Source organism: Spirillospora sp. NPDC046719 (assembly GCF_040645715.1).
GTDB lineage: Bacteria > Actinomycetota > Actinomycetes > Streptosporangiales > Streptosporangiaceae > Spirillospora.
Map to the genome: position 1 here is coordinate 23,906 of NZ_JBEYYT010000045.1, position 13,945 is coordinate 37,850.

15 protein-coding genes and 1 tRNA gene are annotated in these 13,945 nt (G+C 69.5%); 5 read left to right on the forward strand and 11 right to left on the reverse strand.

The annotated features are described in order from the left end of the window. Positions 1-311: 311 nt before the first annotated feature. Entirely contained in the window at positions 312-935 is a 624-nt protein-coding gene (gene wrbA, locus ABZ914_RS11175) for an NAD(P)H:quinone oxidoreductase (RefSeq protein WP_500192861.1), read from the reverse strand. Between the two features lie 36 nt (positions 936-971). Then, entirely contained in the window at positions 972-2,204 is a 1,233-nt protein-coding gene (locus ABZ914_RS11180; protein ID WP_500192862.1) for an SGNH/GDSL hydrolase family protein, read from the reverse strand. A 110-nt stretch (positions 2,205-2,314) separates the two neighbouring features. On the opposite strand from ABZ914_RS11180, the gene ABZ914_RS11185 reads away from it, so the two are divergent. Both ABZ914_RS11185 and ABZ914_RS11190 read left to right on the forward strand, forming a co-directional pair. Further along, positions 2,315-2,788 carry a MarR family winged helix-turn-helix transcriptional regulator gene (locus ABZ914_RS11185; RefSeq protein ID WP_500192864.1) on the forward strand — a complete coding sequence of 158 codons (474 nt, stop codon included), beginning with the start codon at positions 2,315-2,317 and terminating at the stop codon, positions 2,786-2,788. Positions 2,789-3,124: 336 nt separating this feature from the next. Continuing rightward, positions 3,125-3,481 carry a hypothetical protein gene (locus ABZ914_RS11190; RefSeq protein ID WP_500192865.1) on the forward strand — a complete coding sequence of 119 codons (357 nt, stop codon included), beginning with the start codon at positions 3,125-3,127 and terminating at the stop codon, positions 3,479-3,481. Positions 3,482-3,774: 293 nt separating this feature from the next. Here ABZ914_RS11190 and ABZ914_RS11195 read toward each other — a convergent pair whose 3' ends face one another. After that, positions 3,775-4,197 (reverse strand): hypothetical protein, encoded by a 423-nt coding sequence (locus ABZ914_RS11195; RefSeq protein WP_500192866.1) that lies wholly within the window; start codon positions 4,195-4,197, stop codon positions 3,775-3,777. A 733-nt stretch (positions 4,198-4,930) separates the two neighbouring features. On the opposite strand from ABZ914_RS11195, the gene ABZ914_RS11200 reads away from it, so the two are divergent. Then, positions 4,931-6,688 (forward strand): acyl-CoA dehydrogenase family protein, encoded by a 1,758-nt coding sequence (locus ABZ914_RS11200; protein WP_500192867.1) that lies wholly within the window; start codon positions 4,931-4,933, stop codon positions 6,686-6,688. Here ABZ914_RS11200 and ABZ914_RS11205 read toward each other — a convergent pair. The 7 genes from ABZ914_RS11205 to ABZ914_RS11235 form a co-directional block, all read right to left on the reverse strand. Continuing rightward, a complete protein-coding gene (locus ABZ914_RS11205) occupies positions 6,685-7,269 on the reverse strand; it encodes a GAF domain-containing protein (RefSeq protein WP_500192868.1) in 585 nt (194 codons plus the stop codon). The two genes, ABZ914_RS11200 and ABZ914_RS11205, sit on opposite strands and share 4 nt — an antisense overlap. 118 nt (positions 7,270-7,387) lie before the next feature. Next, positions 7,388-7,969, reverse strand: a complete 582-nt coding sequence (locus ABZ914_RS11210; RefSeq protein WP_500192869.1) for a GTP-binding protein — start codon at positions 7,967-7,969, stop codon at positions 7,388-7,390. Then, positions 7,950-8,315, reverse strand: a complete 366-nt coding sequence (locus ABZ914_RS11215; protein WP_500192870.1) for a DUF742 domain-containing protein — start codon at positions 8,313-8,315, stop codon at positions 7,950-7,952. Before ABZ914_RS11215 ends, ABZ914_RS11210 begins: the two co-directional genes overlap by 20 nt. Then, complete coding sequence (locus ABZ914_RS11220; RefSeq protein ID WP_190856836.1) at positions 8,312-8,746, reverse strand: roadblock/LC7 domain-containing protein; 435 nt, start codon at positions 8,744-8,746, stop codon at positions 8,312-8,314. Before ABZ914_RS11220 ends, ABZ914_RS11215 begins: the two co-directional genes overlap by 4 nt. 29 nt (positions 8,747-8,775) lie before the next feature. Continuing rightward, positions 8,776-10,350 (reverse strand): sensor histidine kinase, encoded by a 1,575-nt coding sequence (locus ABZ914_RS11225; RefSeq protein ID WP_500192871.1) that lies wholly within the window; start codon positions 10,348-10,350, stop codon positions 8,776-8,778. 662 nt (positions 10,351-11,012) lie between these two features. Further along, a tRNA-Lys gene (locus ABZ914_RS11230) sits at positions 11,013-11,088 on the reverse strand. A gap of 43 nt (positions 11,089-11,131) precedes the next feature. Continuing rightward, complete coding sequence (locus ABZ914_RS11235) at positions 11,132-12,418, reverse strand: cytochrome P450 (protein WP_500192872.1); 1,287 nt, start codon at positions 12,416-12,418, stop codon at positions 11,132-11,134. Between ABZ914_RS11235 and ABZ914_RS11240 the strand changes: the two genes are divergently transcribed. After that, positions 12,398-12,850 carry a PaaI family thioesterase gene (locus ABZ914_RS11240; RefSeq protein ID WP_500192873.1) on the forward strand — a complete coding sequence of 151 codons (453 nt, stop codon included), beginning with the start codon at positions 12,398-12,400 and terminating at the stop codon, positions 12,848-12,850. The genes ABZ914_RS11235 and ABZ914_RS11240 overlap by 21 nt on opposite strands. A gap of 1 nt (position 12,851) precedes the next feature. After that, positions 12,852-13,553 carry a dienelactone hydrolase family protein gene (locus ABZ914_RS11245; protein ID WP_500192874.1) on the forward strand — a complete coding sequence of 234 codons (702 nt, stop codon included), beginning with the start codon at positions 12,852-12,854 and terminating at the stop codon, positions 13,551-13,553. 6 nt (positions 13,554-13,559) lie between these two features. Here the strand turns inward: ABZ914_RS11245 and ABZ914_RS11250 are convergent. Further along, positions 13,560-13,945, reverse strand: a 386-nt coding sequence (locus ABZ914_RS11250) for an ADP-ribosylglycohydrolase family protein (protein WP_500192875.1), incomplete at its 5' end; no start/stop codon positions are given.

Below are 13,945 nucleotides of genomic sequence, written 5' to 3' on the forward strand. Positions count from 1 at the left end.
TCGCGTTCGCCCTGCTCAGGGGTTGTGGGTCGCATGGGACTCGAACCCACTGATGACCTGCCGCCTGCCCCGAGGACCGGAACGCCTTGGTGGAGCACGGTCCCCGAGGTGCGGTGCCGAACCCGGCCATCGACTCGCGGGTGGAGCGGGGGCCGGCCCGGACCCTGCGAGCCTTCTCGACGAGCGCGTCGATTGCCCGCGCTGATCCGCTGGCAGTCCCGACGGTTGCGTCATCGGTGAACACGGTGCGCATCTCCCCTAAGCGCTTTTCGTCCAGCACGCGGCCGAGGCGGCCAGGGGTGATGTGTGTTTCAGGCGGTCGGTTCGTTCGCGTTCTTGATGGCGCGGGCGAACCTGACGGCGCGTTCGGCCTGGACCCGGGCGGCGGCGCGGGTGGTGTCGTCGACGGGGGTGGTGCCGCCCTGGTCGAAGTGGGAGGTGCCGTAGGGGTTGCCGTCGGCGAACTTGGCACGGTCGGTGTAGCCGGGCGGGACGAGGATGCCGCCGAAGTGGTGGAAGGTGTGCGACAAGGCCAGCAGTGTGGCCTCGTGCCCGCCGTGCCCGGTCCCGGCGGAGGTGAAGCCGCTGTAGACCTTGTCGGCGAGCAGGCCCTGCTGCCAGACCGGTCCCAGGGTGTCGAGGAACTGCTTGAGCTGGGCGGCGATGTTGCCGAAGCGGGTCGGTGAGCCGAGCAGGACGCCGTCGGCCCAGACCAGGTCGTCGGGGACGGCCGTCGGGACGTCGCTGGTGGCGGCCAGGTTGGCGGCCCAGGCGGGGTTGGCGTCGATCGCCTGCTGGGAGGCCAGTTCGGCGACGCGGCGCAGCCGCACCTGGGCGCCCGCCTTCTCGGCGGTCTCGGCCATCTCGCGGGCGATGTCGGCGATCGTGCCGGTGGCGGAGTAGTAGACGACGGCGATGTTCACGAGCTCGTTCATGATGGCGGGCCTTTCTGGGGGTGCGTCCGGAAGGGGTCAGAGCGTGTTGAGGTCGACGGCATCGGCGATGGCGCGGTAGCCGGTGTCGTTGAGGTGGATGTGGTCGCCGCTGTCGTAGGCGGCCTTGAGGTGGTCTCCGTCGGCGACGACGCGGTCGAAGTCGGCGACGGCGTCATAGGCGCCGCTGGTGCGGATCCAGCGGTTGACCTGTCGGCGGATCTGCTCGCCGCGCCGGCTCTGGGCGGCCGAGCCGCCGATCGGCATGATGGTGGCGCCGACGGCCTGGATGCCGCGGGCGTGGGCCAGGCGGATCAGGGTGCGGTGCCCGTCGATGAGCTGGGCTGCGGTGACCGGGCCGGTCTCGTTCCAGGCGGCCAGGTCGTTGACGCCCGCCAGGACGATCACGCTGCGGACACCGGGCCGCTCCAGCGCATCGCGGGTGAAGCGCGCCACCGCCCGCTCGCCGTACACGGGGGAATCGGTCAGCACGCGGTTGCCGCCGATTCCGGCGTTGACCACGCCCCACCGACGCCCCGCGGCGCGGAGCCGTTCGGCCAGCCGGTCGGGGTAGCGGGCATCGGTGCCCTTGGTGGACCCGACCCCGTCGGTGAGGGAGTCACCGAAGGCGACCACGGTGCGGCGCGGGGCAGGCCCGCCGGCGTGGGGACCGGTGACCTCGACGCCGGTCAGGTAGTACCAGGAGTCGCTCTGCTGGGCGAACGGCGTCGCGCGGGGGTCGGCCAGGTGGTCGCCGGCCGCGCGGTAGGAGGTGGCCATCGCGAAATGGTGGAAGGTCGCGGGCCCGGTCGGCGCGTTCAGCCGGAGTGTTACGGCCAACTGGTCGCGGGGTGAGGACGCCAGCGAGGCGGCGTCGCTGACGATCTCGCTGCCGGCCGCGAGCGTGGTCGTGGCCCGGCCGCTGAAACGCAGCGGTCGCAGCGTCCCGGGCTGCACGGCCGCACCGGTTCCTGCGCGGCCGACCGTGGCTCCGGCGATGCGCAGCGGCCTCGTCCCGTAGACGTTCGACAACCTGATGCGCACCTTGCTGCCGCCGCCGGTGAGCCGCACCACCTGCCGCAGCGAGTCGTCGGCGAAACCCTGCTGGGACCAGTTGACGCCGTACCAGTCGGCGGTCGGCACGGCCGGCTGCGCGGCGGTGCCCCAGACGGCGCGCCAACTCGCCGGGCCCGCCGCGTGCGCAGGGGGCGTGCTGATGCTCGCGGCGGCCAGCAGGGCCGCCGCCGTGGCCAGGGATCGGGAGGTACGCACGTCGGTCTCCTTGCTACTTCAGCGATAGATCTTTCAGTGCTGAACAACAGGTCGGGACGATAGCCCGAGATCATTCAGTACGCAACTATTCAGCGTGATAGCTTTTTTCCGTGACGGAGACGCGATGGCTCGCCCCCGAGGAGCAGCGCAGCTGGCGGGCGTTCGGGCTGGCCACCCGGCTGCTGCTCGACCGCCTGGAACGCGACCTGCAAGAGGCGGCGGGGATGCCGCCCACCTACTACGAACTGCTGGTCCTGCTGTCGGAGGCACCCGACCGGACGATGCGCATGAGTGAGTTGGCGCGCTGGACCCACTCCAAGCCCAGCCGCATCACCCACGCGATCGGCAAACTGGAGAAGGCCGGATGGGTGCGGCGCGAACACCTGGCCTCCGACCGGCGCGGCTGGCTCGCCGTCCTCACCGACGACGGCCTGGCCGCCCTGCGGGCCGCGGCTCCCCGCCACGTCGAAAGCGTCCGCACCCACCTGATCGACGTCCTGACACCCGAAGAAGTCAAGCAACTCGGCGACATCAGCGAGACGTTGCTCAAGCACCTCCTCCCCGGCGAGCAGCCACACTTCTGACCACCGAGGGCGGGGAAATGCCAATGCCGACCCCGGTGCCCGAGGAGGCCGCCGGGGCCGCTGCCGGGGCAGGCGCAAACACGACCGCCTGTTCGCTTTGCGCGGGGCGATAAAGGCTCAGCGGCCGTCACCGCCGGCGAAGTTCATTCGCAGGGATAGGCCGCGGCGAGGCGGTCGTCGCGGGATGATGCCTCTACCACGGTAGACCCCTGGCGGAGGAGGCCGGTTGGGGTCTGACCTGCACTGTAGACGCTGCCACGGGTCTGGTGATGCTCGTTATCGACCCCTGCTGCCGGTGCCCGAGGCAGCCGCCACCCACCGCACCGGAGATTGCCCATGCCACAGGTAACGATCTTCAACCTGGAAGAAGCCGATCCGCTGCCCGACATCGCGGAGGCTGTCAGGCGCGCTCTGACGAGCATGCCGGAACTCGAGATAAACGATCACGAGATCGACCTCGTCCCGGTCCTGGCTCCGGATTCGTTCGACGCCCTGACGACCAGGATCAACGTCGATCTGTGGGAGCACGAAGCACGGACCAAAGAAGCGCTGCAAGAGCTGGCGACTCGGGTCGCCAGGGCCTTCCAGACCGTAGCCGGGACGAACCGCAAGGTGAAGGCGGTCATCCGCCCGTACGACGTAGGACGCAGCGGCTGGGTGTCATTGGGAGCCGATCAGCGCGCCCGCGAGTGATCGCGGCCTGCCAGGCCATGACGGGCGGAGCAACGAAAATCCGCGCTAACGGCCATCCCCGATGGTGTCGATAGCGCGACTTTTCGCTCGGGTGCGCGGCAAGCGGCCGTGACCGGGCCGGAACCCGCCCGGCCGCCGGTCGGCGTTCACCAGCCGCGACCGCACCGCACACCCGATTTGGTGATCTCCTCGTCACCGGACCAGCGGGCGTCCCGAGCACAGAACGTCAACCCTCAACCGAGGTCGCACAGATGCTCGTGGACGCGCATCGATATCGCTGAACCGCGCCTTCGTTAGCGGGCGCGGCGTAGTGCGGTGAACTGAAGCGCTGCGAAGCCGGCGACCACGATGGCCTGGAGCACCGCCCACACGGCCCCGACGGTGCTCAGCGAGAACCAGCCCACGAGCACCGTGAGGACACTCAGAATCGTCCACAGCGAGTTCGCCTCGACCACGGTCACCACAGCGACCCGCCTGGGCCGGGCGGGCATCGAGATGGCCCATACGGCAGCGGCGTACGCCAGGAGAAACGCCCCCAGGGCCCGTCCGGTGGTGGCGTCGAGTCCGAGCAGGTCCTGAAGCGGAGCGGCAAGAGCGAGGTAGAGCAGACCGTTGGCGCCAGTCGTGATGGCGTCCGCGCGCAGCACCAGTCGCAGCAGGCGGCCGGCATCGGCGAACAGGCCGGCGGAGTTGTGGCTCGTGGCCGTGTTGGTCATCGGAGTCCTCGTTTCCGGGGTTGTTGACCTCGATGACCTCGACGCTAAGGGCGACCGGTCGTCAAAGCCGATTACCCGGCAGGTAGCCGCGGCCGGACCGGAGGACGGGATCAGTGCCCGGTGGCCTTGTCCCGCACTTGCGCAGTGGCCTGCTGCGCGATCTGCGGCGCGGTCTGCGCGACCCGCTGCCACTTGGCGGGCGGAGGCACGTTCCTGGCGCGGCGGCGGACCAGAACGGCCCGCCTGGCGGGGCAATTGACGCCGCGGATACAGGACGAAACTCCCTCTTATACGCTCACGCCGCGCGGGATGCAAGCGGCCTGCGACCAGTGAACCCAGTTCGGAATTGGCTCATTCATGAGAGGAGAACAGGGTGCCATATCGCGGTCCAGAGGCACCGGTGTAACCTTGATCAGCATTGCGGTCGGTTCGCGTGCGTGATCCGTAGGTGGTGAGATTCCTTGGCATTCCTGTGGGGGCGTCCCTCTACATCCGGGCCGTAAGCGCACCTTTCGATCGCGTGTGGCCCCGGTCGCAGCCGGGGGAGGACGAGCCCTGCCGATCCGCGAGTTCGTGCAGTTCACGCGAGGGGTGAGTGATTGACACGTTCACTGTGGTGAGAATTCTGTTCCTTGCACTCGTTGCTCGACCGAATGACCATGACATATGCCCGAAACCCGGATGATTCGGAAGGTGGTCCAAAGGCCGCTGTTGCGATGAAACGAACATCAGCGTGCCCTTGATCGCCGGAACCTGGCAGCTTCCCCCCTTGCCCCTGGCAGGCCGAACCGTGAGAGCGGACACCATGACGAATGATCTACCGCCGACGAATCACTTGCTGTCCCTGTCGACGGACGATTTCATCGCCGGCTTCGACGCGGTCGCGTCCAAGTTCGACTCCGCGACCTTCCCGCAGCAGAAGCTCCCCCCTGACAGCTGGGCGCTCCTGGTGAGGGCCGGGGTCCGGCTTCCGACTCTGCCCCGGCGGTACGGAGGCCGCGACAGCGGCGTCGAGATGTGCCGGATCGTCGAGACGGCCTCCGAGTGGAACCTGGCGCTGGGCGTCTATGTGATCGTCAACACGGCGCTGTCGCTCCTACCGGTGGTGAAGTGGGCCGGTGAAGAGGTCAAGCAGGAAATGCTGCCGCTGTTCGCCGGTGACGCCCCGGTGATGGCCGGACTTGCGGCGACCGAGCCGGGTGCCGGCTCGGCCCTGTCGGCCATGACGACCACCTTCGAGGAGGTCGAGGGAGGCTACCGGATCCGCGGTCGCAAGCACTGGCAGGCTCTCAGCTCCTCCGCACACTGGTGGCTGGTCCTCGCGAAGAACGCACACCGTCGCGAGTACGGCTACTTCGTCGTCGAGCGCAGCGAGGGTTTCCGCACTGTCGAGCTGTACGAGGCGGTCGGGCTGAAGCTGCTGGACTACGGTGTCAACGACATCGATGTGATCGTTCCCCGGCACCGGCGGATCGACGCCGAGGAAGCGGGCCTGGACTCGGTGGACGTCTTCCTGGCGTCGCGGGCGCTGCTCGCGGCGGCGGGGTCGGGATTCCTGCGCCGCATCAGCCGGGAGGCGCACACGTACGTCGACGGTCGCCAGATCGGACGGAAGCCGCAGTCCAAGATCGGGTTCGTCAACTACAGGCTCGCGGCCATCGACACCTCCGCCACCATCTGCGAGGCGCTCAGCCACTACCTGCAGACGATGCTGGACGTCAAGGGCGACATGACCCCCGCGTTTCCGGCGGTGCAGGCTCTCAAGACCGTCGCCACCGAGCGGATGATCAGCGCGGCTCAGCACTACCAGCAGCTGACCGGCGCCGAGGGATATCGCTGCGGATCGCCCACCAACATCGCCGGTCAGGCATTCCTGGACACGCGGGTCTTCAGCATCTTCGACGGCAACAACGACATGCTCAGCCAGCAGCTCACCGCCTACTGCCTGACCCGGCGGTCCGGCCGGGCGCTCAGCGAACTGCTGGCCGAGTGGCCGCTCACAGCGCCCGCGGTCGCAGCGCTCGAGACGGACCTGAGCTTCCTCGACCAGCGCCTGGGCCAGGCGCAGCAGGTCCTCGCCGGCCGCGCCATCGCCTACCTGTTCGCGATCACCCAGGTCCTGAAGTGGGCCGACGAGACCGGCGCCGATCCGGCAAGGGTCCGGCCCGCCATCGAGTTCCTCAGGAGCGACATCGCCGGTGTCGCCGCGGAGTTCCGCCTGTTGGCCACCGGGATACTCGACACCTATGGCGCGGCAGGCGGGCACCGGGCCTCGCGACCCGGGGCCGCGGACGAGCCCGGCTCGCGAGATCCGGCCACCGCGGCCGCCGCCGCTCACCCGCACCTGCCGGTGCCGCCCTCGGCACCTCCAGGAGCCTCCCTTGGAGAGCCTGAGCCTTTGACCGGGCCCTTCGCCGGGGAGGCCCGGAGCGCGGTGCCGGGATCGGGCCCGGTCCGTTTCCCCTGGCCTCCCACTGGACCCGTCGGCTAGCGCGACAGGCCCTCGCGGCGGTGGATCAGGTCGACGAGGTCGGCCGCCCTGCGCTTCATGAGATCCAGTCCGGCCTTGCCCCACGGGCGCGGTTCGCTGTCCACGACGCAGATCGTGCCGAGAACCGTGCCCGTGCGGTCGGTCAGCGGAGCTCCTGCGTAGCTGCGGACCATGAGCGCGTCGACGATCGGATTGCCGGCGAAACGCGGATAGTCGAGGACATCGTCCAGGATCAGGGCCTTGCGCCGGACGACGACATGCGGGCAGTAGCCGGCGTCGAGGGGCACTCTCGCATCGAGGACGCCGCCCACGACCTCGGCGTCGGCCGGTGACGTGTGAACGCCGCAGATGAACTGATCGTCGCCGACGAGGTTCACGAAGGCCACCGGTGTGCCGGGAAGTCCCACGAGCTCCTGCGCGTCCAGCGCGACTCTACGGGCGAACTCATCGAATTCGCGCTCCCGCGACTGCCCCAAGCCGAGCTCTCGCAGGCGCGCCGCTCGCCGGGGCGCTTCGTGGTCGAGCGGCATCAAGGGGCGAGCCGAGAATCCGTCTGCCTGGTCATTGGGCGGGTACGTCACGGGGGCCTCCATATGGCCGAGTGCGAAGATGGGCGAGGATTCACTGGATTCGAATCCGGATCCGGAGACAAAGCGGCTTCGGCGCGGACTCGGGCTTCCTGCTTGTACTGCGGTTCTGTCAAATGGACACAGAGGGGGCGGCCGCGAGAAGATGCCGGATCAGGGCCCGCAGCGCCGAAACGGCGGAGTCGCGGTCACGCGCGTCGCACGGCACGATCGGCACGCGCGGGTCGAGCTTGAGAGCGGCCCGCACTTCGTCGGATCCGTAGCGGAACGCGTTGTCGAACTCGTTGATCGCGACGAGGAACCGGACTCCCCGGCTCTCGAAGAAGTCGACGGCCTCGAAGCAGTCCTCCAGGCGGCGGGTGTCGGCGAGCACGACGGCGCCCAGCGCGCCGGCGCACAGTTCGTCCCACATGAACCAGAACCGCCGCTGCCCGGGCGTCCCGAACAGGTAGAGGACGATCCCGTGCCGCCCGATGGTGATTCGGCCGAAGTCGAGCGCCACGGTGGTGGTGGACTTGTGCTCCACCCCGTCGAGGTCGTCGATTCCGACGCTGGCCGAGGTGATGAGTTCCTCGGTGCTCAGCGGCTCGATCTCGCTCACCGCACCGACGAACGTCGTCTTCCCCACGCCGAAACCGCCGGCTATGAGGATTTTGACCTGGGTGGGGAGCACCTCAGATTTGTTGTAGGCCATCGAGCAGCTTCTCCAAAAGGGCTCGGTCGGTGGGATCGGCCGCGGTTCGCGGCGCGTGGGCGGTCATCGCCCGGCTGTCCACCAGATCGGAGATGAGGACCTTGGTGACCACCACGGGAAGCCGCAGATGTGCGGCGACCTCGGCGACCGAGGTCGGCGTGCGGCACAGTTCGAGCGCTTTGGCGTGCTCCGGGTCCATCGCGCCTGGATGCGTGCCGACCGCCACCACCAAGGACAGCAGTTTCAGATCGACGGTCGGATGGGTGCGGCCGGAGGTCACCGCGTACGGCCGCACCAGCAGCCCGGCGTCGTCGTCGACCCAGACCTCGTCCTCTCCGGCCGTCAAAACGCTCGGTTCCGGTCGCTCGGCACGGCCGCCGGCCGTGCCGCGGTGTGCAGGAACGGCCGGACGGCCTTGATCAGCCGGGCCATCTCGAAACCGACGACGGCCGGGTCGGCCTCCTCCTCCGCCAGTACCGCGAGCACTGAGTTGTAACCCGCCCAGGAGATGTACAACTGGCTGGACTTGAGTTCCGCGACGACCTGCCGCACCTCGTTGCTGTCGTCGAACTTCGTTCCGGCGCTGCGCGCTATGGAGAAAAGCCCGGACGCGAGCGCGGCGAGATGTTCGGCGCCGGCGCGGTCGAAGCCGTCGGCGGCCTTCATCATGCCGTCGGACGACAGCAGCACGCTGCCGCGAATCAACGGAACCTCCTCGCCCAGCCCTCGCAACAACCAAGCGAGATCTTGAACCTGGTTCGGGGAGACGCCACTCAACGGATACTCCTTGTCATAGGTGATTCTCGTCAATTCTCACGGTCGAGGTCTTCGGCAGGACCGTCATTCTCCTCGGCGCTGCGCAAGCCCTTCTTGAACGCCGCCATGAAGCCGGTATTGTATTCGACTTCTTGATCATCCTGCTGGGCTGCGGGCGCATTGAGCAGTTCGGGTGCCAGGCTGGCCTGGGCCTGGCGCTGCGGCAATGGCGGCCGCTCACCGGCGGCGCCCGGAAAGGCCGGCGCGGTCAGGGGGTCCGGCGCGGTCAGGGGGTCCGGCGCGGCCGCCGGCGGCCCGGACGCGGGCAGGGGCGAGGGCCGGCGCTGGGAGTCCTCGGCCGCGGAGGGCGGCTGGGGCGGCATGGGGGTGCCGAGGGCATCGCGCCCATCCAGCGGCGGACCCGGCCGGGACTGGACGCCCTGGCCGGAGCCGGAAACGCGCGCCGGCAGCGGGTCCGCGAGACTCGCGGCCGGTGGCGCCGCGGCGGCGGCCACCGGTTCCGCCTGGGGCCCTGTCTCGGACTCCTCCGCCTCCCCGCCGTCCAGTTCCTTCGGAACGACGACGATGGCCTGCGTACCACCGTAGACATTGCCCCGCAGCTGGACGCGGACCCTGTGGCGGTGAGCGAGCGCGGCGACCACCAGGAGCCCGATCCGCCCGTCCTTCAGAAGTTCCTCGGTGTCGGCCCGCTCGGGGTCGGCGAGCAGCGCGTTCAGCCGCCGCTGGTCTTCCTGCGGGATGCCCAGGCCGCGATCCTCCACTTCGATGGCCATGCCGGCGGTGACCCTCTCGAAGCGAATGAACACCTGCGTCTGCGGCGGGGAGAACTTGGTGGCGTTCTCGACGAGCTCCGCCAGCAGATGGATGACGTCCGCGACCGCGCCGCCGTTCAGGCTCCCCTCGACCGGCGGCACCACCTTGACCCGGTGGTAGTGCTCCACCTCGGCGATGGCCGAGCGCAGCACCTCGTACACCGTGACCGGCTTGGTCCAGCGGCGCCGCGGCGCCGCACCGCCGATCACCGCGAGGCTCTCGGCCTGGCGGCGCATGCGGGTGCTGAGGTGGTCGACTCTGAACAGCCCCTTGAGGAGGTCGGGGTCCTCCACCTGGTTCTCGAGCTCGTCGAGCCCCTGGATCGCCCGATGCGACAGCGACTGCAGCCGGCGTGCCAGGTTGACGAAGACCGCGACCCGCTGACTGCTTCCACTGGTGCCTTCGCGGCTCGCGGCGCCGACGACGGCGTTCCAGGCCGCGCTCTGCGCCTTCCGCAGCTCGTGCACGAGATGCAGGTAGGGGTCGGCGCCGGCGGGGGGCGGGAAGTCCTCGCCGCTCAGGGTGGCCGTCCCACCGGCGCGGAGCCGCTCGGCCAGCCGTTGCAGGTCCTGCCGTCCCTGGACGATCAGGAAACCGAGCTCACCGAGCCGCCCCTGCGTGTACTCCCGATCGCGGAGGACCGACTCGGTGCACTGCCGCTGCATCCGGCGGGTCGCCGCCTCTGTCACGACGAAGGCGACTCCCAGGGTGATCACGGCCCCCACAGCCACCATGGCCAGCTGCAGCCGCATCCCCTGGCTCACGACGGTGCCGTCGTAGAGAACCGCCACAGCGGCGAGACCGAGAAACCCCATCACAGCCGTCGGGAGCAGGGAAATGGATAGGTGAAGGGCGCGCATTCTGCTCTGCCGGCGTATACCATGGGCCGCTGGCCTGCCGGTTCGCCGGACATCACGGCGGTCGGCGCCGGCAGTGGAATGAGGGAAATCGTGCATCGGCATCCTCGGTGCGTCGACGGCAGATCACAACATTGATGAATGCGTACTCTCGCATGGGCACAGCCCGTGTCTAGGCTGTCACAACACCTCAATGCGGAAGTACGGATTGTCGATATTGTCGCGACCTGACCCACCACGACGTCATCTCATTGGGGTTCGGCGCCGATGGTGCGCGGCCGTGGAGATGCGTTCGCCCGGCGTCACGACGCCGGCACACCACCACGACCCAGACCAAGAGCCGAGGTGCTCTCCCGCCCTCGATCAGGTGCGGCGTCAGGCCGTTGGTGCGGAACATACCGTGCTGGGCCGTGATCTTGCGGAGCCGTCAGCAGGTGAGAGAGGCGGTGCCGGGCAGGCACTGGCGCCGGGCTTGGACGGTCGCGGCCTCCACCGTCTGGGAGATCCTCAACGCCGCCGGAGCCGACATGGGGACGGAGTGGGGTGAAGCGGACGGTGGGCAAGCCGGGCGAACTCGCGTTCGCCCTGGTCAGGGGTGGTGGGTCGCGTGGGACTCGAACCCACAACCTACGGATTAAAAGTCCGGAGCTCTGCCAATTGAGCTAGCGACCCGTCTTGCAAGCGTACCGAGAGCGGGGCGGGGTTCGCGACGGGGTTACCCGGCGGGGGTGAGGCGGACGGGGAGGTGCTTGAGGCCGTTCTGGAAGTTGGAGGCGAGGCGGACGGCGGGGCCGGTGCGCTCGATGCGCAGGGGGAGGAGCTCGCGGAAGACGGCGCGCATCTGGGTGCGGGCCAGGTGGGCGCCGAGGCAGAAGTGGGGGCCGAAGCCGAAGCTGACGTGGTCGTTGGGGGTGCGGGAGACGTCGAAGCGGTCCGGGTCGGGGAAGACGGTCTCGTCGCGGTTGGCGGACGCGTGGTAGACGACGACCTTCTCGCCGGCCTTGATCTCGCGGCCGGAGAGGGCGAGGTCGCGGGTGGCGGTGCGGCGGAAGTCCATGACGGGCGGCCAGTAGCGGAGCATCTCGTCGACGGCGGTGGGGAGGAGCGACGGGTCGGCGCGCAGGCGGGCGAGTTCGGACGGGTGGTCGAGGAGGGTGAGGAGGCCGCCGGGGATGCCGTTGCGGAGGGTCTCGTTCCCGGCGACGGCGAAGAGGAAGAACATGTTCTCGAACTCGTGGCCGGTGAGGCCGCCCTGGAGCATGCGGGACATGATGTCGTCGGTCGGGTGCTCCTTCTTGACGGCCGCCAAGGCGTGGGCGTAGGCGAACATGTCCGCCAGGGCGGCGTAGGAGCGCGGGTTGACGGGACGGCCGTCCGGGTGGGTGAACGAGGCGGGCCGGTGCCGCATGGCCTTCTGCGCCATGGGGCTCATGGACGCGGTGTCCGCCGTGGACAGGCCGGCGTACTCGTCGTCCTGGTAGCCGATGACGCGGGACGCCCAGTCGTACAGGAGCCGGCGGTCGCCGTCGGGCACGCCCATGATGTGGGCGAGCGTCCAAACGGGCAGGTCGGCGGCCAGTTCGACGAAGTCGGTGTCCTGGCCGAGGGCGGAGGCGACGAGGTCGCGCGCCCGCCGGTCGATGGTCTCCTCCAGGGCGCGGACGGCGCGGGGGGTGAAGGCGGCGGCGACGATGCGGCGCAGGCGGGAGTGGTCCGGCGGGTCCTGGTTGAGCATCATCGCGCGGACGAACGCGAGGTCCTCGGGGGTGTCGGGGTCGCGGATCTGGGTGGCGCCGAGGTTGGACGAGAAGAGGTCGGGGGAGCGGAGAACGTGTTTCACGTCGGCGTGCGAGAAGACCGCCCAGTAGCCGGTGCCGGCGGGCCAGGGGCCGACGGCGGGTTCGGGGATCCAGGCGACGGGGGATTCGGCGCGGAGTTTCCTGAACGCGTCGTAGGGGACCCCCGTGGCGTAGGTGGCGGGGTGGAAGATCTCCTCGTGCATGCCCACAGCGTGCATCATGACGGTGTGACGGTGAAGCCTGAAGACGCTGCCGGGATCCTTCGTGACAACTTCGCGCCCTGGGTGCTGGAACTGGGGTTCGTCGTAGAGGAGGTGGGGGAAGGGGCCGCGGTGCTGCGGCTGCCGTGGTCGGACCGGCTGGCGCGCGAGGGCGGCGCCATGTCGGGGCAGGCGCTGATGGCCGCCGCCGACACCGCCGTGGTCATCGCTGTGGCGGGCGCCAAGGGCGGCTTTGTGCCGATGACCACGGTGCAGCTCAACACGGCGTTCATGCGGCCCGTGGTGGGGACGGACGTCCTGGTGACGGTGAAGCTGGGCAAGCTGGGGCGCACGCTGGCGTTCGCCGACATCGTGATGGCGGCGAACGGCGCCACCGTGGCGCAGGCCAGCGCCGTGTACGCGATCATCGGGTGACATGACCCGAATCGAGACGGTGAAGGTGCCGGACGGCGAGTTCCGGCTGCACGTGTGGACGCCCGAGAGCGGCCGGGGGCCGGGGATCCTGCTCATCCAGGAGATCTTCGGCGTCGGCGAGTACATGGGGGCCGTGGCCGGGGACCTGACGGCCATGGGCTACGTGGTGGCCGCCCCGGACATGTTCTGGCGGATCGAGCCGAACTGGACGACGCGGCACACCGAAGAGGCCCTGCCCAAGGGGATGTCCATGGTCTCCCAGTTCGACTGGGACAAGGGCCAGGACGACGTGGAGGCCGCGCTGGAGGCGCTCAAGGGCCTGCCCGAGGTCGACGGCCGGATCGGCGTGCTCGGGTTCTGTTTCGGCGGGACGCTGGCGTATCTGCTGGCCACGCGGGCCGAGGCGGACGCCGTCGTGTCGTTCTACGGCAGCGGTGTCCCGGGTGCGCTGGGTGCGCTGGACGCGGTGCGGTCGCCGTTGCAGTTCCACTTCGGCGGGTCCGACGACTACATCCCGAGGGAGGACGTCGCGGCGGTGGAGCGCGCCGTCGCGGGACGGGACCGGACGGAGATCCACGTCCAGGAGGACGGCGGCCACGCCTTCCACAACCGGAAGGCGCCGATGTTCTACCAGCCGGAGCCCGCGGACCGGGCGTGGCGGCTCACGGAAGATTTCCTACGCCGCTACCTGCCCGTCTCATAGCGCGGTCTACAGGCACCAGCTAGGGAGCGGCTCGGTTTCGGTGAGCCAGGCTGCGGGCGGGCGTCTGACGATGCCGCCGACTATCGCGCACGTGGTGTCGATGTCGCCGCCTGCGGAGGCCGTCGTCCAGAACGCCCGTTCGTAGTCGCCCAGGTGCCGCGCCGCCGCCCAGAGGGTGAACGGCACCGTGTCATGTGCGGCGACCTGGCGGCCGTTGCCCAGGACGGCCGCGGCGGTGGCGGGGTCGCCGATGGTCAGCAGCCGGCGTGTTTCGGCGATGCCCTGGCGGACCGTGCCTTGTGGTGTGCGCGCCAGTACCTCGTCGAGGAAGCCGCCCGGTGACGGCTTGCCGGGAGCGCTCCGCCTTGGACCCGCGAACGCGCTCCCGCCCC

Excerpts from the sequence above, each read along its gene's own strand:
- wrbA (WP_500192861.1), bottom strand. The coding sequence starts at position 935 with ATGAACGAGCTCGTGAACATCGCCGTCGTCTACTACTCCGCCACCGGC.
- ABZ914_RS11245 (WP_500192874.1), top strand. The coding sequence starts at position 12,852 with ATGACCCGAATCGAGACGGTGAAGGTGCCGGACGGCGAGTTCCGGCTG.
- ABZ914_RS11195 (WP_500192866.1), bottom strand. The coding sequence starts at position 4,197 with ATGACCAACACGGCCACGAGCCACAACTCCGCCGGCCTGTTCGCCGAT.
- ABZ914_RS11235 (WP_500192872.1), bottom strand. The coding sequence starts at position 12,418 with ATGCACGAGGAGATCTTCCACCCCGCCACCTACGCCACGGGGGTCCCC.
- ABZ914_RS11190 (WP_500192865.1), top strand. The coding sequence starts at position 3,125 with ATGCCACAGGTAACGATCTTCAACCTGGAAGAAGCCGATCCGCTGCCC.
- ABZ914_RS11210 (WP_500192869.1), bottom strand. The coding sequence starts at position 7,969 with ATGGCCTACAACAAATCTGAGGTGCTCCCCACCCAGGTCAAAATCCTC.